The 18,167-nt window shown below is 67.4% G+C and carries 19 protein-coding genes; 1 reads left to right on the top strand and 18 read right to left on the bottom strand.

Features of this window, described 5'->3' with window-relative positions; genetic code table 11:
* Nucleotides 1–177 precede the first annotated feature (177 nt).
* A complete protein-coding gene (murA, locus tag E0497_RS18580; RefSeq protein ID WP_137726282.1) occupies nucleotides 178–1,434 on the bottom strand; it encodes a UDP-N-acetylglucosamine 1-carboxyvinyltransferase in 1,257 nt (418 codons plus the stop codon).
* A 55-nt stretch (nucleotides 1,435–1,489) separates the two neighbouring features.
* On the opposite strand from murA, the gene E0497_RS18575 reads away from it, so the two are divergent.
* Nucleotides 1,490–2,068 carry a cob(I)yrinic acid a,c-diamide adenosyltransferase gene (locus tag E0497_RS18575; RefSeq protein ID WP_137726281.1) on the top strand — a complete coding sequence of 193 codons (579 nt, stop codon included), beginning with the start codon at nucleotides 1,490–1,492 and terminating at the stop codon, nucleotides 2,066–2,068.
* Between the two features lie 66 nt (nucleotides 2,069–2,134).
* Here the strand turns inward: E0497_RS18575 and E0497_RS18570 are convergent, their stop codons facing one another.
* From E0497_RS18570 to thrB, 17 genes are all read right to left on the bottom strand, one after another.
* Nucleotides 2,135–2,560 (bottom strand): DUF2550 domain-containing protein, encoded by a 426-nt coding sequence (locus tag E0497_RS18570; protein ID WP_137726280.1) that lies wholly within the window; start codon nucleotides 2,558–2,560, stop codon nucleotides 2,135–2,137.
* Nucleotides 2,561–2,613: 53 nt separating this feature from the next.
* The gene (locus E0497_RS18565; RefSeq protein WP_137726279.1) at nucleotides 2,614–2,982 is read right to left on the bottom strand and encodes a F0F1 ATP synthase subunit epsilon; all 369 of its coding nucleotides are present in this window, start codon (nucleotides 2,980–2,982) and stop codon (nucleotides 2,614–2,616) included.
* A gap of 6 nt (nucleotides 2,983–2,988) precedes the next feature.
* Complete coding sequence (gene atpD / locus E0497_RS18560) at nucleotides 2,989–4,437, bottom strand: F0F1 ATP synthase subunit beta (RefSeq protein WP_137726278.1); 1,449 nt, start codon at nucleotides 4,435–4,437, stop codon at nucleotides 2,989–2,991.
* Nucleotides 4,438–4,443: 6 nt separating this feature from the next.
* Nucleotides 4,444–5,424, bottom strand: coding sequence for a F0F1 ATP synthase subunit gamma (locus tag E0497_RS18555; RefSeq protein ID WP_137726277.1), 981 nt, complete (start codon nucleotides 5,422–5,424; stop codon nucleotides 4,444–4,446).
* A gap of 48 nt (nucleotides 5,425–5,472) precedes the next feature.
* Nucleotides 5,473–7,116, bottom strand: a complete 1,644-nt coding sequence (gene atpA / locus E0497_RS18550) for a F0F1 ATP synthase subunit alpha (protein WP_137726276.1) — start codon at nucleotides 7,114–7,116, stop codon at nucleotides 5,473–5,475.
* Nucleotides 7,117–7,177: 61 nt separating this feature from the next.
* Nucleotides 7,178–8,002 carry a F0F1 ATP synthase subunit delta gene (locus tag E0497_RS18545; RefSeq protein ID WP_137726275.1) on the bottom strand — a complete coding sequence of 275 codons (825 nt, stop codon included), beginning with the start codon at nucleotides 8,000–8,002 and terminating at the stop codon, nucleotides 7,178–7,180.
* A 5-nt stretch (nucleotides 8,003–8,007) separates the two neighbouring features.
* Complete coding sequence (locus E0497_RS18540) at nucleotides 8,008–8,568, bottom strand: F0F1 ATP synthase subunit B (protein WP_137726274.1); 561 nt, start codon at nucleotides 8,566–8,568, stop codon at nucleotides 8,008–8,010.
* 9 nt (nucleotides 8,569–8,577) lie between these two features.
* The gene (locus E0497_RS18535) at nucleotides 8,578–8,829 is read right to left on the bottom strand and encodes an ATP synthase F0 subunit C (RefSeq protein WP_137726273.1); all 252 of its coding nucleotides are present in this window, start codon (nucleotides 8,827–8,829) and stop codon (nucleotides 8,578–8,580) included.
* 68 nt (nucleotides 8,830–8,897) lie between these two features.
* Nucleotides 8,898–9,677 (bottom strand): F0F1 ATP synthase subunit A, encoded by a 780-nt coding sequence (atpB, locus tag E0497_RS18530; RefSeq protein WP_170313008.1) that lies wholly within the window; start codon nucleotides 9,675–9,677, stop codon nucleotides 8,898–8,900.
* Nucleotides 9,678–10,055: 378 nt separating this feature from the next.
* On the bottom strand, nucleotides 10,056–10,508 hold the full coding sequence (locus tag E0497_RS18525) for a Cg1360 family ATP-synthase-associated protein (protein WP_421958362.1): 453 nt from the start codon (nucleotides 10,506–10,508) through the stop codon (nucleotides 10,056–10,058).
* Nucleotides 10,509–10,556: 48 nt separating this feature from the next.
* Nucleotides 10,557–11,720, bottom strand: a complete 1,164-nt coding sequence (locus E0497_RS18520; protein ID WP_137726271.1) for an MraY family glycosyltransferase — start codon at nucleotides 11,718–11,720, stop codon at nucleotides 10,557–10,559.
* On the bottom strand, nucleotides 11,717–12,379 hold the full coding sequence (locus E0497_RS18515) for an L-threonylcarbamoyladenylate synthase (RefSeq protein ID WP_137726270.1): 663 nt from the start codon (nucleotides 12,377–12,379) through the stop codon (nucleotides 11,717–11,719). The genes E0497_RS18520 and E0497_RS18515 overlap by 4 nt, the downstream gene beginning before the upstream one ends.
* Before the next feature lie 33 nt (nucleotides 12,380–12,412).
* Entirely contained in the window at nucleotides 12,413–13,306 is an 894-nt protein-coding gene (gene prmC / locus E0497_RS18510) for a peptide chain release factor N(5)-glutamine methyltransferase (protein WP_137726269.1), read from the bottom strand.
* Between the two features lie 4 nt (nucleotides 13,307–13,310).
* On the bottom strand, nucleotides 13,311–14,390 hold the full coding sequence (gene prfA / locus E0497_RS18505; protein WP_137726268.1) for a peptide chain release factor 1: 1,080 nt from the start codon (nucleotides 14,388–14,390) through the stop codon (nucleotides 13,311–13,313).
* Between the two features lie 142 nt (nucleotides 14,391–14,532).
* Nucleotides 14,533–14,766, bottom strand: a complete 234-nt coding sequence (gene rpmE, locus E0497_RS18500; protein WP_137726267.1) for a 50S ribosomal protein L31 — start codon at nucleotides 14,764–14,766, stop codon at nucleotides 14,533–14,535.
* Between the two features lie 162 nt (nucleotides 14,767–14,928).
* The gene (rho, locus tag E0497_RS18495) at nucleotides 14,929–16,896 is read right to left on the bottom strand and encodes a transcription termination factor Rho (protein WP_137726266.1); all 1,968 of its coding nucleotides are present in this window, start codon (nucleotides 16,894–16,896) and stop codon (nucleotides 14,929–14,931) included.
* A gap of 327 nt (nucleotides 16,897–17,223) precedes the next feature.
* Complete coding sequence (gene thrB / locus E0497_RS18490) at nucleotides 17,224–18,153, bottom strand: homoserine kinase (RefSeq protein ID WP_137726265.1); 930 nt, start codon at nucleotides 18,151–18,153, stop codon at nucleotides 17,224–17,226.
* Nucleotides 18,154–18,167 lie beyond the last annotated feature (14 nt).

Below are 18,167 nucleotides of genomic sequence, written 5' to 3'. Positions count from 1 at the left end.
GTGAACACCAGTCAAACTCGGAGACCGTCAGGCGCTCCCCGTACAACCTCGTTTTCCCTCGCTGACCTGTGAAGATCGCGTCCGGGTCGGTGTCCGTGTCGCTCTGACCTGGAATAAGTTACGCGAACCATCCGACAAACACCAAATCGCCAGGTCAACAGCCATAAAACGGGGCTGTCAGTCGTTCACACGGCGAATATCGCCACCGAGTCCGGACAAATCCTCCACGAACCGGGGGTATCCGCGGTCGATGTGGAAGACGTCGTGGACTTCGGTGACGCCGTCGGCGACCAGTCCCGCGAGGACAAGGCCGGCGCCGGCACGGATGTCCGACGACCAGACCGGCGCACTCGACAACTCGGCAACCCCGCGGACCACGGCATGATGCCCGTCGGTGCGGGCGTCGGCGCCGAGTCGAATCATCTCCTCGACGAAACGGAAACGAGCTTCGAAGACGTTCTCGGTGATCATCGAGGTGCCCTCCGCGACCGCCGCCAGGCCGATGGCCATCGGCTGCAGGTCCGTCGGGAACCCCGGGTACGGCAGCGTCGCGAAGTTGACCGCCTGCGGGCGCCCGTCCTGCTCGACCCGGAAACCGTTCGGCGCGACCGTGATCCGGGATCCCGCGGATCGCAGCTTGTCGAGCACCAGGGTGAGATGCTTGGGGTTGACGCCGTGGACCGTCACGTCTCCGCCTGTCATGGCGGCAGCGATCCCCCACGTCGCGGCGACGATCCGATCCCCGATCACCCGATGCGACGTCGGCTCCAACCGTTCGACACCCCGGATCGTGAGGGTGGTGGAACCCGCACCGGCGATCTTCGCGCCCATCCGGTTCAGCATCGTGCAGAGGTCGACGATCTCCGGCTCGCGCGCAGCATTGTCGATGACGGTTTCGCCCTTGGCGAGGACCGCGGCCATCAGGATGTTCTCGGTGGCACCGACCGACGGAAACGCCAGTCGGATGTTGGCCCCGTGCAGGTCGTCCGCCTCGGCCACGACACATCCGTGTTCGATCTCGCTGCGGGCACCCAGAAGGCGCAGACCCGACTGGTGCATGTCGAGGGGACGCGATCCGATGGCGTCGCCACCGGGCAAGGCGACGACCGCCTTCCGGCAACGCGCCACCAGCGGTCCCAGCACACACACCGACGCCCGGAACTGCCGGACGGCCTCGAAGTCCGCGTGGTACTTGGGCTGCGCCGGCGTCGTGATGGTCGCGACGTCCCCGTCGAGGACGACCTCGCAGCCGAGTCCACGCAGGACGTCGGCCATCAGCGGAACATCCAGGATGTCGGGACAGTTGCTGATCACCGTCGTGCCCTCGGCCAACAGGGCCGCGGCCATCAACTTCAGGACGCTGTTCTTCGCCCCACCCACCGACACCTCACCGACAAGTCGGTTTCCGCCGGTGACAAGAAAGCGTTCACTCACAATCGCACAGCCTAGCCAGGGGAATGCAGCGTGTGCTGAGCGGTACCGTAGCGCCATGGCTGTGCATCTCACCCGGATCTACACCCGGACAGGCGACGACGGGACCACCGGACTCAGCGACTTCTCGCGCGTGTCGAAGAACGACGCCCGACTCGTCGCCTATGCGGACTGCGACGAAACCAACGCGAGCATCGGCGTCGCACTGGCGCTCGGCGACCCGCCCGCGGAGGTCGTCGACGTCCTCCGGCAGATCCAGAACGACCTGTTCGATGCGGGTGCCGACCTGTCCACCCCGGTGGTCGCCGAACCGAAGTATCCGCCGCTGCGGGTCACGCAGACCTACATCGATCGTCTCGAGCAGTGGTGCGACACGTTCAACGAGCGACTCGAACCGCTGAACTCGTTCATCCTGCCCGGCGGCACCCCACTCGCGGCGCTCCTGCACACGTCCCGCACCGTCGCCCGACGCGCGGAACGCTCCGCGTGGGCCGCGGTCGAGGCGAGCCCCGACGACACCAGCGTCCTACCCGCGAAGTACCTCAACCGTCTGTCGGATCTGCTGTTCATCCTCAGTCGCGTCGCCAATCCCGACGGCGACGTGCTGTGGGCGCCCGGCGCCGGCCGCTCCGAGTAACCCCCACACGCAGAAACAACGAAAGGGAGGCCGTCACGGCCTCCCTTTCGTGCATGTGTTCGTGTCTCACCCTGCCGGGCGGCCGCGCATCGACCGCCCCGACGGCCGCGACTCGACCCACGACAGGAATGCGGTCAACGCACCCCGGTCCAGGGCGATCTCGTACGTGCGGTCACCGTCGGTGACGTCGAGAATCACGATCTCGTCGGTCATGATGTCGTACTCGTCGCCGACCGGACCCCGCCGGGAACCGACCTCGATCCCCTGCCTGCTCATCCGGGTGTCCGGACCGGGCCGCAGACTCGACAGCTTGTAGAACACCAGCGAGCTCTCGCCGTAGCGCACCACACCGTGCCGCCAGCCGCTACCACCCGGCGCCGGCGTGACCCGCAGGATCGCCGCAGTACCGCCGCGGCGCAGCATCGTCAACCGATACACGAGAGCCGCGACGGAGGCCGCGAGCAGCACCACCAGAATGATGAGAACAACCATCCCGATCGTCACTGCTCGTCGGCTCCCGTCGCGGCTCGTCGTGAACTGACTACCTAGGCGCGTTCGACCGCACGCAGCCGGCCCTTGGCGACCGTGACGGCAGCGACATCGTCGCCACCCTCGGCCAGCACCGCCTTGGCCTCGGCCACGTCGATGTCCTGCGCCATGTCGGCCGACTCGGCGAGGATCGTCACCGTGGTGGCGGTCACCGAGAGGAAGCCACCGTGCACGGCGGCGACCACGCGCTCACCGTCGACGGTCGTGATCGCGACCACGCCGCCCTCGACGAGCTGGCCGAGGACCGGCTCGTGCCCGGGCATGATGCCGATCTCGCCCTCGGTCGTCTGAGCGCTGACCAGCGTCGCCGATCCCGACCAGAGACGCTGCTCGACGGCAACGAGTTCAACGGTCATTTCCGCCATGTCGGCCTACTTTCCGGCGATCTTCTTGGCAGCGGCCTCGACGTCGTCGAGTCCACCGCAGCTGTTGAACGCCTGCTCCGGCAGGTGATCGAACTCGCCCTTGCAGACGCGGTCGAACGCCTCGATGGTGTCGCGCAGCGGCACGACCGAGCCGGGCTCACCGGTGAACTTCTCGGCGACGATGAAGTTCTGGCCGAGGAACTTCTGGATACGGCGCGCGCGGCCGACGAGGACCTTGTCCTCTTCCTGCAGCTCGTCCATACCGAGAATCGCGATGATGTCCTGCAGTTCCTTGTACTTCTGCAGGATCCGCTTGACCTCGTTGGCGACCCGGAAGTGCTCGGCACCGACGATACCGGGCTCCAGGATGCGCGAGGTCGACGTCAGCGGATCGACAGCCGGGTAGATACCCATCTGCGAAATCGGACGCGAGAGCTCGGTGGTCGCATCGAGGTGCGCGAACGTGGTGGCCGGCGCCGGGTCGGTGTAGTCGTCGGCGGGGACGTAGATCGCCTGCAGCGAGGTGATCGAGCGACCACGGGTCGAGGTGATGCGCTCCTGGAGCTCACCCATCTCGTCCGCCAGCGTCGGCTGGTAACCCACGGCCGACGGCATACGACCCAGCAGGGTCGAGACCTCGGAACCGGCCTGCGTGAAGCGGAAGATGTTGTCGATGAACAGCAGGACGTCCTGGCCCTGCACATCGCGGAAGTACTCCGCCATGGTCAGTGCGGACAGGGCGACGCGCATACGCGTTCCCGGCGGCTCGTCCATCTGGCCGAAGACAAGGGCGGTGTCCTGGAGGACGCCCATCTCTTCCATCTCGAGGTGCAGATCGGTGCCCTCACGGGTGCGCTCACCGACGCCGGCGAACACCGACGTTCCGGAGAACTCACGCGCGATACGGGTGATCATCTCCTGGATCAGAACGGTCTTGCCGACACCGGCACCACCGAACAGACCGATCTTGCCGCCCTTGACGTACGGGGTCAGCAGGTCGATGACCTTGATGCCGGTCTCGAGGATCTCGGTCTTGCCCTCGAGCTGGTCGAAGGCCGGCGGCTTGCGGTGGATGCTCCACTGCTCGCCGTCGCGACCGGTGCCCGGCGCGTCGAGGCAGTCGCCCAGGGCGTTGAACACGTGGCCCTTGACGACGTCGCCGACGGGAACCGAGATCGAGCGACCCGAGTCGGTGACAGCCGCGCCACGGACCAGGCCGTCGGTGGGCTGCATCGAGACGGTGCGCACCAGGTTGTCACCCAGGTGCTGCGCGACCTCGAGGGTCAGGGTCTTGGCCACAGTCGGGAGGGTGACCTCCGAGTGCAGCGCGTTGAACAGGGCGGGAACGGCACCGCGCGGGAACTCGACGTCCACGACGGGGCCGATGACGCGCACGACGCGGCCGGCAAGTGCCGACGCCGCACCGGCGTTGCTATCGGTTACTGCTGCGGTCATGTGCTTCTAGTCACTTCCTGCACTCGATGCGAGTGCGTCAACGCCGCCGACGATCTCGCTGATTTCCTGGGTGATCTGAGCCTGACGGGCCTGGTTCGCCTGCCGGCTCAGGGTGTTGGCCAACTCCGTCGCGTTGTCGGTGGCCGCCTTCATGGCGGTACGACGGGCGGCGGATTCCGAGGCAGCGGAGTCCAGCAGCGCGGCGAAGATCCGCGTGCTGATGTACTTCGGCAGCAGTGCCGCCAGCAGCGTCGAGGCCTCGGGCTCGAAGTTGTACACCGCAGTCGGGCCGTTCTGACCCTCGTGCCGGCCGTCGGTGAGCATGTCGTCACCGAGATCGATGTGATCGTCGGTGTAGTCCACCTCGAGCGGCGCCATCCGACGGACCTCGGGGGCCTGCGTCAGCATCGACACGAAACGGGTGTAGACGATGTGGAGCTCGTCGACGCCCTCGATCGTGCCTTCGCCGTTCGCCGCTTCGACCTCGGTACCGGAACCGGCCATGAACAGCTCGACCAGATGCCGGCTCGCCGTTGCAGCGTCCGCGTAGCCCGGCTCCTGAGAGAAGCCGGTCCACGCACCGCCGAGCGCACGATTACGGAACGTGTAGTACGTGAGGCCCTTGGTTCCGAGCATGTAGACGACCGGCTCCTTGCCCTCCGAACGCAGCAGCTGCAGGAGCTCCTCCGCTTCCTTGAGGACGTTGGAGTTGTAGCCGCCACACATACCGCGGTCACTGGTGACGACCAGAACCGCAGCCCGCTTCGGTGCGGTGCGCTCGTTGAGCAGCGGGTGGTCGAGCGATGCCGACGCACTCGCGAGCTCGGTCAGCACCTTGGTGATCTCCTCGGCGTACGGCTTGGAAGCCGCGACGCGCGCCTGCGCCTTGGTGATACGCGAGGTCGCGATCAGTTCCTGCGCCTTGGTGATCTTCTTGGTCGAGTTGGTCGCCTTGATGCGAGAACGCAGTTCGCGGATGCTTGCCATCGACCGATCACTCTCCCTTCGGGTGACGCTGAGTCATGAGGACCACGCTCACTTGCTGACAGTGGTGCGCTTGACGGTGACCTTCTCCTGGCCGACCGCGGAAGCGTCCAGCGCCTGAGCCTCGGCCTCGTTGACGACGCGCTGGCCGTCCGAGGTGAGGAAGCCGGTCTTGAACTTCTCCGTGGCAGCCTTCAGCGTCGCGATGGACGCGTCGTCGAGAGCCTTGCCGCCCTTGATCTGCTCGTACGCGGAGGCCGCGTTGCGGTGCAGATCGTCGAGGAGTTCGGTCTCGAAGCGGCGGACGTCGCCGACCGGAACCGAGTCGAACACGCCTTCACCGGCGAGGTAGATCGACACGATCTGATCCTCGACCGCGATCGGCGAGTACTGGTCCTGCTTGAGCAGCTCGACCAGACGCTGACCACGCTCGAGCTGCGCCTTCGACGCCGCGTCGAGGTCCGAGGCGAAGGCCGAGAAGGCCTCGAGCTCACGGAACTGGGCCAGCTCGAGACGCAGCGAACCGGAGACCTTCTTCATGCCCTTGGTCTGCGCGGCGCCACCGACTCGGGACACCGAGATACCGACGTTGATCGCGGGGCGGATGCCCTTGTTGAACAGGTCGGACTCGAGGAAGACCTGGCCGTCGGTAATGGAGATGACGTTGGTCGGAATGTACGCCGAGACGTCGTTGGCCTTGGTCTCGACGATCGGCAGGGCCGTCAGCGAACCGCCACCGAGCTCGTCGGACAGCTTCGCCGAACGCTCCAGCAGACGCGAGTGCAGGTAGAAGACGTCACCCGGGTAGGCCTCACGTCCCGGCGGGCGACGCAGCAGCAGCGAGATGGCCCGGTACGCCTCGGCCTGCTTGGTCAGGTCGTCGAACACGACGAGGACGTGCTTGCCCTGGTACATCCAGTGCTGACCGATAGCGGAACCGGTGTACGGCGCGAGCCACTTGAAGCCGGCGGAGTCGGACGCAGGCGCGGCGACGATGGTGGTGTACTCCATCGCGCCCTGCTCCTCGAGAGCAGCCTTGACGCCGGCGATGGTCGAGCCCTTCTGGCCGACCGCGACGTAGATGCAGCGGACCTGCTGCTTCGGGTCGCCGGTCGCCCAGTTCGCCTTCTGGTTCAGGATGGCGTCCACGCAGACCGCGGTCTTGCCGGTCTTGCGGTCACCGATGACGAGCTGACGCTGGCCGCGGCCGATCGGGGTCATGGCGTCGATCGCCTTGATGCCGGTCTGCAGCGGCTCCTCGACGGGCTGACGCTCGAGCACCGTGGCGGCCTGCAACTCGAGGGCGCGGGTCTCCGTGGTCTCGATGTCGCCGAGGCCGTCGATCGGGCGACCCAGCGGGTCGACGACGCGGCCCAGGTAGCCGTCACCGACCGGCACCGACAGAACGTCGCCGGTCCGCTTGACTTCCTGACCCTCTTCGATGTGCTCGTAGTCACCCAGGATGACGGCACCGATCTCGGTGGCCTCCAGGTTCAGGGCCACACCGAGCACGCCGCCCGGGAACTCCAGCAGCTCGTTGGCCATCGCCGACGGCAGGCCGGTGATGTGAGCGATGCCGTCGCTGGTGTCGGACACCACGCCGACCTCCTCGCGGGAGGCCTCCGGTGAGTAGTTCGCGGTGTAGTTCTCGATCGCGCTACGGATCTCGTCGGAGGAGATCGTCAGCTCCGCCATGTTTTTCCTGCTCTCGGTATCTGGTCTTCGAAAAGATCGGGAGTATATGTTCGGTCGTCGGCTACTTGAAGGTCTTACGCAGGGCAGCGAGGCGACCGGCCGCGCTCCCGTCGATGACCTCGTGGCCAACCCGCACGACCATGCCGGCGAGGAGATCGGGCTCGATCTCCACGTGCACGGTGACGGGCTTTCCGTAGGTGCGAGTCAGCGTCGCAGTGAGCCGATCGACCTGCTCGTTCGACAACGCGGAGGCGCTGCGCACATGCGCGACGGCCTTGTTCCGCAGGGCGGCGGCCAGAGCCGACAGCTCGTCGAAAGCATCCGCCGGCGCGGTCTTCAGGCGTCCGACAGCCTGGACGGCCAGGGCCTCCATGATCGCGGTGACCTTGCCGTACAGCAGCTTCGACAGCAGCTCTCGCGTACCGGCGGCCGTCCTCGAACGATCCGACAGAACCTGCTCCAGCTGCGGGTTTCCGGCAACGATGCGTCCGAGGCGGAAGAGTTCGTCCTCGACCGCGTCGCTCTGGTTCTGGTCGGCCGCAGCCCGAAGCAGGGACTCACGTCCGAGCGTGACCAGGGAGTTCAGCAGATCTGCCGAGGACGACCAGTCCTGGCCCGCTGCGGCCTCGAGGGCTGCCAGCGCCTCGGCGCCGACCTTCCCCGAGAACACGTTGCGGGCCAGGGCCTGACGACCAGCGGCAGGCGAGGACGCGTCGGCGAGCGCACTACGGAGAGTGCGCTGACCGTCGAGAACCTCGACCACCGAGAACAGCTCGGATCCGGCCTGCGCCGCGGCCGCGGTGGCCGCGCCGGGGGAAACGGAATCCAACGCCGCGGTGAGCGCAGCACGAGTCTGCGTCAGGGCTTCACGGCTCGCTGCGTACATGGTGCTCACTTTCCTGCTGCGGAATCGGCGCTGACAGCGTCCAGCTCGTTGAGGAAGCGATCGACCGTTCCGGCGCGCTTGACGTCGTCGGCGAGTGACTCTCCGATGACCTTCTCCGCCAGGTCGACCGCGGTCTTGCCGAGGTCGGCCCGCAGCTCGGTCACGATCTGCTGACGCTGTGCAGTCAGCTGGCTGTGACCGGCGGCGACGATACGGTCGCTCTCCTCCTGTGCCTGCGCCTTCATCTCGGAGATGATCTGCTGGCCCTGAGTACGTGCTTCCTCGCGGATCTGCGCGGCTTCGGTCCGGGCCTCGGCGAGCTGGGCGTGGTACTGCTCCAGCGCGGCCTTGGCTTCGGCCTGAGCCTCTTCGGCGCGCTTGATGCCGCCGTCGATCTGCTCGGTGCGCTCGGCGAGAACCTTCTGGAACATCGGAAGGACGAACTTCCAGAAGACGAACCCGACGACCACCAGGGCAACGATCGACCAAGTGATGTCATACGTCGCGGGCAGGAGGGGGTTGTGACTCTCCCCCTCGGCCGCGAGCAATGCGATGGTGGTTGACATGGTGTGTTCTTAGAAGATGAAGCCGGCGACGAGACCGATCAGCGCCAGGGCCTCGGTGAACGCGATACCGAGGAACATCGTGGTACGCACCTGGCCGGCCATCTCGGGCTGACGGACCATGCCCTCGATCGCCTTGCCGACGACGATGCCGATGCCGATGCCGGGGCCGATGGCCGCGAGACCGTAGCCGACCGCACCGAGACCCTTGAAAGTGGTCTCTTCCTGCGCGAGGACCTCAACTGCCTGAAGCGCAACGCTCATGTGGTGTTCCGTTCCCTTTCTGTTGCCCACCGCCGGTCGGCGAGTGGGTCAGGTCTATCTGTGTGTGGTCAGTGCGAGTCTGCGTGCAGAGCCAGGTCGATGTACACCGCGGTGAGCAGTGCGAAGACGTAGGCCTGCAGGCCGATCACCAGGAGTTCGAAGAACGTCATGGCGATACCGGCGAGGATCGACGGAACGCCGAAGATCGCCTGGAACCCACCGGAGGTGAAGAAGAAGTACTGCGTGGCGCCGAAGAAGAGCACCAGCAGGATGTGGCCGGCGAGCATGTTGGCCATGAGTCGGACCATCAGCGTGAACGGCCGGAGCACGAAGGTCGAGAGGAACTCGATCGGGATCAGCAGCACGTGCAGGGCCGGCGGGACGCCGGGAACGACGACGCTGGACTTGACGTACTTGAAGAAGCCGTGCTTCTTGATGCCGACGTAGTTGAAGGTGATGTAGGCCAGCGCTGCGAGGACCAGCGGCATGCCGATCTTCGCGTTGGGCGAGATGTTCAAGAAGGGAACGACACTCGCGAGGTTGCTCGCCAAGACGATGAAGAAGATCGTCGTGATGACGGGCAGGAAGCGCTTGCCCTGCTCCTTGCCGAGGATGTCTTCGGCAATCTGGATTCGAACGAAATCGAGCGCGTACTCGGCGACATTCTGGACACCGCGCGGCACGAGCCTCGGGCTCCGCATCGCGATCGCGAAGAACAGCACGACCAGCGCCGACATCACGAGACGGATCAGCATCAGGCGGTCGAGCTCGAAGGCGGTGCCCTCGAACAGCACTGCAGGCGGGTAGAAATCATCGAGTGACGGCGGATGATATTCACCCGCGGCCATGAAGGTGACGCTCAGCGGTCTCTCCCGTAGTCGGCCGCAGGCATCCCTGTCTGCGGTTCGATCGGACATTGACGATCTAACAAGTCGACCAGGTCGGCTCGCGTATTCGTCAGCAGCTGGAGACTCGGGCGAACCGGTTCTGGCGTCTGTCGGTGTCGGCGACTGTCGTCGACTCGGCAACCAGGGGGCAGTTCCGCCCGAATCTTCAATTCGGACAATTTCGGCAGCCCCGGCTACCTGCAAGCACAGCCGAAGCGACAGCCCGTCGGGACTGTGCCGGTGTCAGCGCACTTGCTTGGTCCAGACCCTATCAAGACATCTACGACGTTGTGTAGACGGCCCCCCGATTCTACCTGGAACGTGTTCCAGGATCGGGCGTCAAACGGTGCCGGGCTCGTCGTCCGACTCCGGGGTCACGTACGGAACCTTGGTCTGGAGCACACCGTACGTCTCGGCCCCCAGGACGACGACGAGGGACAGCGCGATGACCGCCACCATCGTCGGACGGTGGTAGAAGTCGAGCGAGTCCAGGAGCGCCAGGGCCACGATCGCCAGGATCATCTTGAGCAGCCAGCTGCCGAGCAGGACCGCACCCGCTGTCGTCGCCGGCAGCTTCGCGGTCAGGAGCACGGCCAGGACGGTGCACAGGATGAAGCCGCCGCCGACCGCGGCACCGAGCAGAGCACCCCACACGCCGGAGACTCCCGCGACCAGGCTTCCGACGATCACACCTCCGACAGCGAGCACGAGCAGCCCGAGCAGCCCGTAACGCAGTCCACGTCGAAGCGCTGCGGTGGGATCGGTGGAGAACGATGCTGGGGTGGAATTCACGCTGCCCAGATTAGAGGAAGCGCACACCGGGGCACCCTCCCCCGCCCACTACCTGCGGCGTTGACTCTGCAGATCCCGCCACGACGGCACCGCGGTCACCAGGAGCGCGAACACGAGACCACCGGCGACGAGCAGCACCACGATGCGGCGGTCCATGAGTGCGGAGCCCACGGCACCGAACGCGAGGACCGCGACCCACAGGTAGATCACGAGCACGACCCGGCGATGCGAATGCCCGATCTGCAGCAGCCGGTGGTGCAGGTGCATCTTGTCGGGGCTGAACGGACTGACACCCGCCCGTGTCCGACGGACGATCGCGAGCAGCAGGTCCAGGATCGGGATGAACATGACGGCGCACACGAGCAGCACCGGGGACAGCAGACCCAGCAGGTCCCGCGACCCGTACGCGTTCGGGCTGATCCGTCCGGACGCGCTCGTCGACACCGCCGCCAGGGTCAGTCCGATCAGCATCGACCCGGAGTCGCCCATGAAGATCCGGGCCGGCTGGAAGTTGTGCGGCAAGAATCCGAGACAGGCTCCGGCGAGGGCCGCCGCGATCATTGCGGGCGGGTAGACGCTCACGTCACCGCCCTGATCGTGCAGCAGCCCGACCGAGAACGCGCAGATCGCGAGCGACGCGATCAGCCCCAGTCCGGCGGCGAGCCCGTCGAGTCCGTCGACGAAGTTCATCGCGTTGATCGTCACGACCGCGACCGCGACGGTGACGAGCCCGGCCTGCAACTGGTCGAGGATCACGGTGGTGCCGTCGAACGGCTGGTAGATGATGTACCAGCTCAGGCCCATCACCACGAGGATCCCGGATGCGGTGACCTGGCCGACGAACTTGGTGAGCGCGTCGAGGCCCCAGCGGTCGTCGACGAAACCGACCAGCACGATCACGAACCCGGCGACCAGCACCGCATTGATGTCACTGGAGAATTCGAAACCCCGGGTCAGTGCCGGCAGCTGGCCGGCGAACAGCAGCGCGACGAACATGCCGATGTACATGCCGACACCGCCGAGTCGCGGAATCGGCTCGACGTGCACGTCACGGTCGCGGGGCACCGCGACCGCACCGAACCGGATCGCGCCCAGCCGGACCAGACCCGTGCCGAGATAGGTGACCACCGCCGCGGTGAGCAGCACCAGCAGCAGCTCACGCAGCGGCACACCCGCACCGTTACCGGCCTGGGCGAGGGCCAGCACGGTCAGCGGCCTTCCGGCAGCAGGCTCTCGGCGGTCACCCCGAGCACGTCGGCGACGTCCCCGGTCGGGACGGCACCCGCACGCAGGATCCGCGGCTCGTCACCGGTGAGGTCGACGATCGTCGACGCGACCGCGTGCGTCGCGGTGCCGCCGTCGAGGTAGACACTCGCCGCACCACCGAGTTGGTCGCGGGCCTCCTCGACCGTCGTCGCCGCCGGCCGTCCCGAGATGTTGGCACTCGACACCGCCATCGGCCCGACCTCGCGCAGCAGTTCGAGGGCCACCGGATGCAGCGGCATCCGCAGCATCACGGTGCCGCGACTGTCGCCGAGATCCCACGCGAGCGACGGCGCCTGCTGCACCACGACACTCAGGCCACCCGGCCAGAACGCCTTGATCAGATCCCGGGCCTGCGGGCGCACCGAATACACGAGACCGTCGATCGTGGTCCACGACCCGACGAGCACCGGGACCGGCATGTCCCGGCCGCGGCCCTTGGCGCGCAGCAGGCTCGCGACGGCGTCGCCGTCGAAGGCGTCGGCGCCGAGACCGTACACGGTGTCGGTGGGGAGGACGACGAGGCGACCGGCCTTGAGCGCGTTCTTGGCCGCGGTCAGTCCGGCTTCGCGGTTGTCGGGGTCCTTGCAGTCGTAGACAGTGCTCACGCTCTCATCCTTCCACTCACCGCCGGACGGCTTTCATCGTGCCGCCTCGACCTCCGTCGCGACGCGCTGCGCGACCACGAAGCGGGGCCGGCCCGCGAGATCCGGATGTTCGACGACGTTGCCGAACACCCGGCGTGCCCGGAACAGGTCCGCGACCTGTCCCCCGTTGGTGTCGTCGTGCTCGACGCCGACCGCACCGCCGATCCGCAACCACCGCGCGACATTGTTGATCATCGGTTTGATGACGGACAGGCCGTCGACTCCCCCGAACAGCGCGGTGTGCGGATCATGGTCGGCCACTTCGGGATCGAGGACCGCACCCTCGGGGATGTAGGGCGGGTTGGAGACGACAAGGTCGACGCCGCCCTCGAGTTCGGTGAGCAGCGCCCGATCCGTCACGTCGCCCTGCACGAGACGGATCGGGGTGTCGCCGGCGTCCCGGCGCCGGTCCGCGTTCCGTCGGGCCCATGCGAGCGCGCTCGTCTCGCGTTCGACCGCGTACACGACGGCGTCCGGCCGGGCCTGCGCGATCGCCAGTGCGAGCGCACCGGTCCCGGTGCACAGGTCCAGCACCACCGGGGCGCGGGTTCCGCTCGCGGCGAGACGGTCGAGCGCCCACGCCAGTAGCAGTTCGGTCTCCGGCCGCGGCACGAACACACCCGGCCCGACCGCCAGGTCGAGAATACCGAGCGACGCCGTTCCGGTGATGTGCTGCAACGGGATTCGCGCCGCCCGCTGCGCCACCAGCTGCCGGTACTCGTCGACGACCTCGGGGTCCACGAGCGGCACCAGGCCGAGCCGGGTGCGTTCGACACCCAGGAGGTGCGCGGCAAGGAGTTCGGCGTCGACCCGCGCCGACGGCACCCCCGCCCGCTCGAGTTCGGCGGCGGCCTCGATGATCGCCAGGCGCAACGGCTGTCGGCTCACCGGTTCACTCCGCGGCGAGACGCGCGTCGCGGTCGGCCTGACCGAGCGCATCGAGCAGCGCGCCCATCTCGCCGTCGAGCACCGCGTCGAGGTTGTGCGCCTTGAACCCGATGCGGTGATCGGCGATCCGGTTCTCGGGGAAGTTGTAGGTGCGGATCCGCTCCGAGCGGTCCACCGTACGGATCTGCGTCTGCCGTCCGGCCGCCGCCTCGGCGTCCGCGGCCTCCTCGGCCGCCGCCTGCAAGCGGGCCGAGAGGACCTGCATCGCACGCGCCTTGTTCTGCAACTGCGAACGCTCGTTCTGGCAGGTGACGACGATGCCGGTGGGCAGGTGGGTGATGCGGACCGCGGAGTCGGTGGTGTTGACGCCCTGGCCGCCCTTGCCCGACGAGCGGTAGACGTCGATACGCAGATCGGACTCGTCGATCTGCACCTCCTCGACCTCCTCCGGCTCCGGGTAGATCAGGACACCGGCCGCCGACGTGTGGACACGGCCCTGCGACTCGGTCACCGGAACCCGCTGCACCCGGTGCACGCCGCCCTCGAACTTCAGCCGCGACCAGACACCGTCGCGGGCGTCGCCCTTCGACTTGATGGAGATGGTGGCGTCCTTGTAGCCGCCCAGGTCCGAGACGGTGGCGTCGAGGATCTCCACCCGCCAGCCGGCACGCTCGGCGTACCGGACGTACATGCGCGCCAGATCCGACGCGAACAGTGCCGACTCCTCACCGCCCTCACCGGACTTCAGCTCGAGGACGACGTCGTCGCCGTCGTGCGGGTCACGGGGCGCCAGCAGATCGGTGAGCACCTTGTCGAGTTCGGTGACCGTCTCCTCGAGGCCCGGGATCTCGGCGGCGAACGCGGCATCGTCCGCGGCCAGCTCACGCGCCGCGTCGAGATCGTCCTGCGCGGCCCGGAGCTTGTGGTAGGTCGCCATGACGGGGGCGAGTTCGGCGAAACGCTTCCCCGCCCTGCGGGCCGCGGCCGGATCGTTGTGCAATGCCGGATCGGTGAGCTGCTGCTCGAGACCCGCATGCTCGGCCAGGATGTCGTCGATCGCCGACGGCTGCGTCGTCCCTGCCATGGTTGGCTCCTGCTCTCCGCGTTTCGCGCACTTGTCGATGTGAATCTGCCCCAGTGGCCGCGAAAAGTGCGCGAAACGCGGGAGGGAGACAAAAAACCGACGCCCGGCCTGCACATTGCAGGACCGGGCGTCGGCGGGACAGCTACTGCTCGGCAGCAGCCGTCTTCGTGGCGCGCTTGCCGTAGCGAGCCTCGAAGCGGGCGACGCGTCCGCCCGTGTCGAGGATCTTCTGCTTGCCGGTGTAGAACGGGTGGCACTGCGAGCAAACTTCGACGGTGATCCGTCCGCTCGTCGCGGTGCTGTGGGTCTCGAACGTGTTGCCGCAACCGCACACAACGGTGGTTGCAACGTATTCGGGGTGAATGCCAGCCTTCATGGTGTCCCTTTCGATGGCCGCCGGGTCGTCCTCGCCGTTCGAGGGCGTGAACCGGGACCGGACAGTGTTGTCACGCGGTCGAACATTCTGCCAGATCGACGACGCGTTCTCCTAAAACAGCCCGCCCGGCGAGAAGATTCCCGCCGGACGGACGATCGAACATCAGTCCTCGAGTGCCCCGGGCGCGGTCTTGGCGACCTGCATGAGGAACTCGACGTTGCTCTTGGACTTCTTGAGCCGATCGACGAGCAGGTCGATCGCCTGGTGCGGGTCCAGACCCGACAGCACGCGCCGCAACTTGTGCACGACGGCGAACTCGTCCGGGCTCATCAGCAGCTCGTCCTTGCGGGTACTCGACAGGTTGACGTCGACCGCCGGGAACACCCGGCGCTCGGCGATCTTGCGGTCGAGCTTGAGCTCGGCGTTGCCGGTGCCCTTGAACTCCTCGAAGATGACGGTGTCGCCGGTGGAACCGGTCTCGACCAGCGCGGAGGCGATGATCGTCAGCGAGCCGCCGTTCTCGATGTTGCGGGCCGCACCCAGGAACCGCTTCGGCGGGTACAGCGCCGTCGAGTCGACACCACCGGACAGGATGCGTCCCGATGCCGGCGAACTGTTGTTGTAGGCACGACCCAGTCGGGTGATCGAGTCGAGCAGCACGACGACGTCACGCCCCGCTTCGACGAGACGCTTGGCCCGCTCGATGGCGAGTTCGGCGACCGACGTGTGATCGGCCGGCGGACGGTCGAACGTCGAGGCGATGACCTCGCCGTTCACCGACCGCTGCATGTCGGTGACCTCTTCGGGACGCTCGTCGACGAGGACGACCATCAGGTAGCACTCGGGGTTGTTCACCGTGATCGCGTTCGCGATGTCCTGCAGGACCGTGGTCTTACCGGCCTTCGGCGGCGACACGATGAGCGCACGCTGACCCTTGCCGATCGGCATGACCAGGTCGATCACCCGGGTCGTCAGGATGTTCGGCGTGGTCTCGAGACGCAGCCGCTGATTCGGGTACAGCGGCGTGAGCTTGTTGAACTCGGGGCGCTTGCGGGCCGCCTCCGGCTCGTGGCCGTTGACCGTGTCCAGGCGCACCAGCGGGTTGAACTTCTGCCGCTGGTTGCTCTGATCGCCCTCGCGGGCCACCCGCACGGCACCGGTGATCGCGTCACCGCGGCGCAGACCGTTCTTGCGGACGAGATTCATCGAGACGTACACGTCGTTGTGGCCGGCCAGGTAACCGGACGTCCGCACGAACGCGTAGTTGTCGAGAACGTCGAGGATGCCGGCGACCGGCTGCAGGACGTCGTCCTCGCGGATCTCGGGTTCGCGACCCTCCCGCACCTCGCCGCCCTCGCCGCGGTCGCGTCCACGGCGACGCTCACGGAAGCGGCGTCCACGACGTCCGCGGCCGCCCTCCTCGTCGTCTGCGTCGCGACGCTCGCCGCGGCCGCCGTCACGCGGGCCGTTGCCGCCCTGGCCACGGTCACCACGATCACTGCGGTCACCACGATCACTGCGCTCGCGGCGGCCACCGCGCTCGTCGGACTGCTGGTCCTTGCCCTGGTCGCGACCCTGGTCACGGGCGTCGGCCTGCGTGGACTCGCCGTCCTTGGCCTCGGTGCGCGACTCGGCCTTGGCCTCGCCGGCCTCCGCGGTCTCGACGGCACCCGCCTGTTCGGGAGCACCGGCGCGACGCGACGAACCGCGACGCTGACGGCTGCGACGCGGCGCCTGCTCGGTGTCCGACGCGTCCGTGGTGGTCTCGGCGGCGGGTTCGGCCGCCCGCTCCTTGCGGGGTGCCTGCTCGACGACCGGCGCCGGTGCGGTGTTCGCAGCCGGTGCGGCACTGCCGCCACCCTGACGTTCCTTGATGGCGGCGATCAGGTCGCCCTTACGCATTCCGGACGTGCCCTTGATCCCGAGTTCACCCGCGAGCACGCGGAGTTCGGTCAGCACCATCCCGGAGAGTCCGGCACCACGACGGGCGTCGGCACGCTTGGTCGACGCGGCGACCGCGCCCTCACGCACGGCGGCGCCGGAGGTCTGTGAAGAATTGCCTGCCTCGGCACCCGCGGTCTTCACCGGGGAATCCGGAACGGGCGTGGCAATCAGGTCCGTATCGGTCACGGAGGTCCTTTCCTTCCCTCGCTCGCGCTGCGCAGAGTCGAGGGTTCGTCCCGCAATTCAGTTGACTGAACTCGGATGTGCCGTATCCGCTGGATGGAATTGCGGCTTGTCCCCCATCACACCGCCGGAGAAGGCGGGTGCTGTTGTCGATCAGCGCAGAAGAGAACCACGCGAGGATCGTGCCAGGTATCCCCCGAAGAAAATGGAGTGATCGCCCTGGTGAAGCACCGGCGACTGAAGCGCACGATGAACGGACACGCCCAGGATAGCTGTCGATGCCGGAGTCGGCAAGAACCGGCGAGTAACCCATCCTGGGCGTGTGTTCCGTCAGTGCACCTGGACGCCGTCCGCGACCTCGAGGTCGAGAACCCGCAGGCCCTCCTGCTCTGCCTCCGCAGCGAGTTCGGCCGGCAACGGCCGAGTCGACAGCGCCAGGACCGTCGGCCCGGCGCCCGACACCGTCGCGGCGATACCCGCGGCCCGCAGTTTCGCGATCCACCGGGTGGTCAGCGGCAGCGCCGCCGCCCGCTGCGACTGGTGCAGTCGGTCCTCGGTGGCCGCCATCAGCAGATCGGGACGTTCGGTGAGCGCGACGACCGCGAGGGCGCCGCGGCTGACGTTGAACGCGGCGTCCCGGTGCGGCACCGTCTCCGGCAGCAGTCCGCGGGTCAACGCGGTCGACGACCGCTCGGACGGGACGAGCGCGACGACCCGCACGTCCGGGTGCACGGACAGGCGCACCGCACGGTAGCGACGCTCGGACTCCTCGGCGCCGGCCTCGCTCCACGACACGATCGCCCCGCCGAGGACGCTGGCCGACGCATTGTCGGGGTGCCCCTCGAACTCGGACGACAGCTGCACCAACTGGTCGTCGGTCAACGCCAACTCCGGGGCCGCCTTGCGCGCCAGACCGTTGGCCGCGGCGAGTCCGCCGACCGCGGCCGACGCCGACGAACCGAGTCCGCGGGAATGCGGAATCACGTTCCGGCACACCACGTCCAGGCCTTCGGCCCACAACCCGGCAGCCTCGAGTCCACGCTCGATGGCGCGGACGACGAGATGGGACGGACCCCACGGCACATCGTCCGCGCCCTCGCCCTCGACGCGGACGGTGAGACCGGAATCCGTCGTGGTGACGGTGATCTCGTCGTACAGGCCCAGCGCGAGACCGAGCGAGTCGAAACCCGGCCCGAGGTTCGCACTCGACGCGGGTACCCGCGCGGTCACCGTCAGTCCGGTGGGAAGCGTCTGTGTCATCGACTGGTCCACTG

This window comes from Prescottella subtropica (genome assembly GCF_005434945.1).
GTDB classification, from domain to species: domain Bacteria; phylum Actinomycetota; class Actinomycetes; order Mycobacteriales; family Mycobacteriaceae; genus Prescottella; species Prescottella subtropica.
Note: the sequence above shows the minus strand (reverse complement) of the source record. Positions and strands in the feature narration are given on the sequence as shown.

Bases quoted from the DNA above. Each gene is read 5' to 3' on its own strand.
- E0497_RS18575 (WP_137726281.1), top strand. From the start codon at position 1,490: ATGGCTGTGCATCTCACCCGGATCTACACCCGGACAGGCGACGACGGG.
- E0497_RS18570 (WP_137726280.1), bottom strand. From the start codon at position 2,560: ATGGTTGTTCTCATCATTCTGGTGGTGCTGCTCGCGGCCTCCGTCGCG.
- E0497_RS18565 (WP_137726279.1), bottom strand. From the start codon at position 2,982: ATGGCGGAAATGACCGTTGAACTCGTTGCCGTCGAGCAGCGTCTCTGG.
- atpD (WP_137726278.1), bottom strand. From the start codon at position 4,437: ATGACCGCAGCAGTAACCGATAGCAACGCCGGTGCGGCGTCGGCACTT.
- E0497_RS18555 (WP_137726277.1), bottom strand. From the start codon at position 5,424: ATGGCAAGCATCCGCGAACTGCGTTCTCGCATCAAGGCGACCAACTCG.
- atpA (WP_137726276.1), bottom strand. From the start codon at position 7,116: ATGGCGGAGCTGACGATCTCCTCCGACGAGATCCGTAGCGCGATCGAG.
- E0497_RS18545 (WP_137726275.1), bottom strand. From the start codon at position 8,002: ATGTACGCAGCGAGCCGTGAAGCCCTGACGCAGACTCGTGCTGCGCTC.
- E0497_RS18540 (WP_137726274.1), bottom strand. From the start codon at position 8,568: ATGTCAACCACCATCGCATTGCTCGCGGCCGAGGGGGAGAGTCACAAC.
- E0497_RS18535 (WP_137726273.1), bottom strand. From the start codon at position 8,829: ATGAGCGTTGCGCTTCAGGCAGTTGAGGTCCTCGCGCAGGAAGAGACC.
- atpB (WP_170313008.1), bottom strand. From the start codon at position 9,677: ATGGCCGCGGGTGAATATCATCCGCCGTCACTCGATGATTTCTACCCG.
- prfA (WP_137726268.1), bottom strand. From the start codon at position 14,390: ATGGCAGGGACGACGCAGCCGTCGGCGATCGACGACATCCTGGCCGAG.
- rpmE (WP_137726267.1), bottom strand. From the start codon at position 14,766: ATGAAGGCTGGCATTCACCCCGAATACGTTGCAACCACCGTTGTGTGC.
- thrB (WP_137726265.1), bottom strand. From the start codon at position 18,153: ATGACACAGACGCTTCCCACCGGACTGACGGTGACCGCGCGGGTACCC.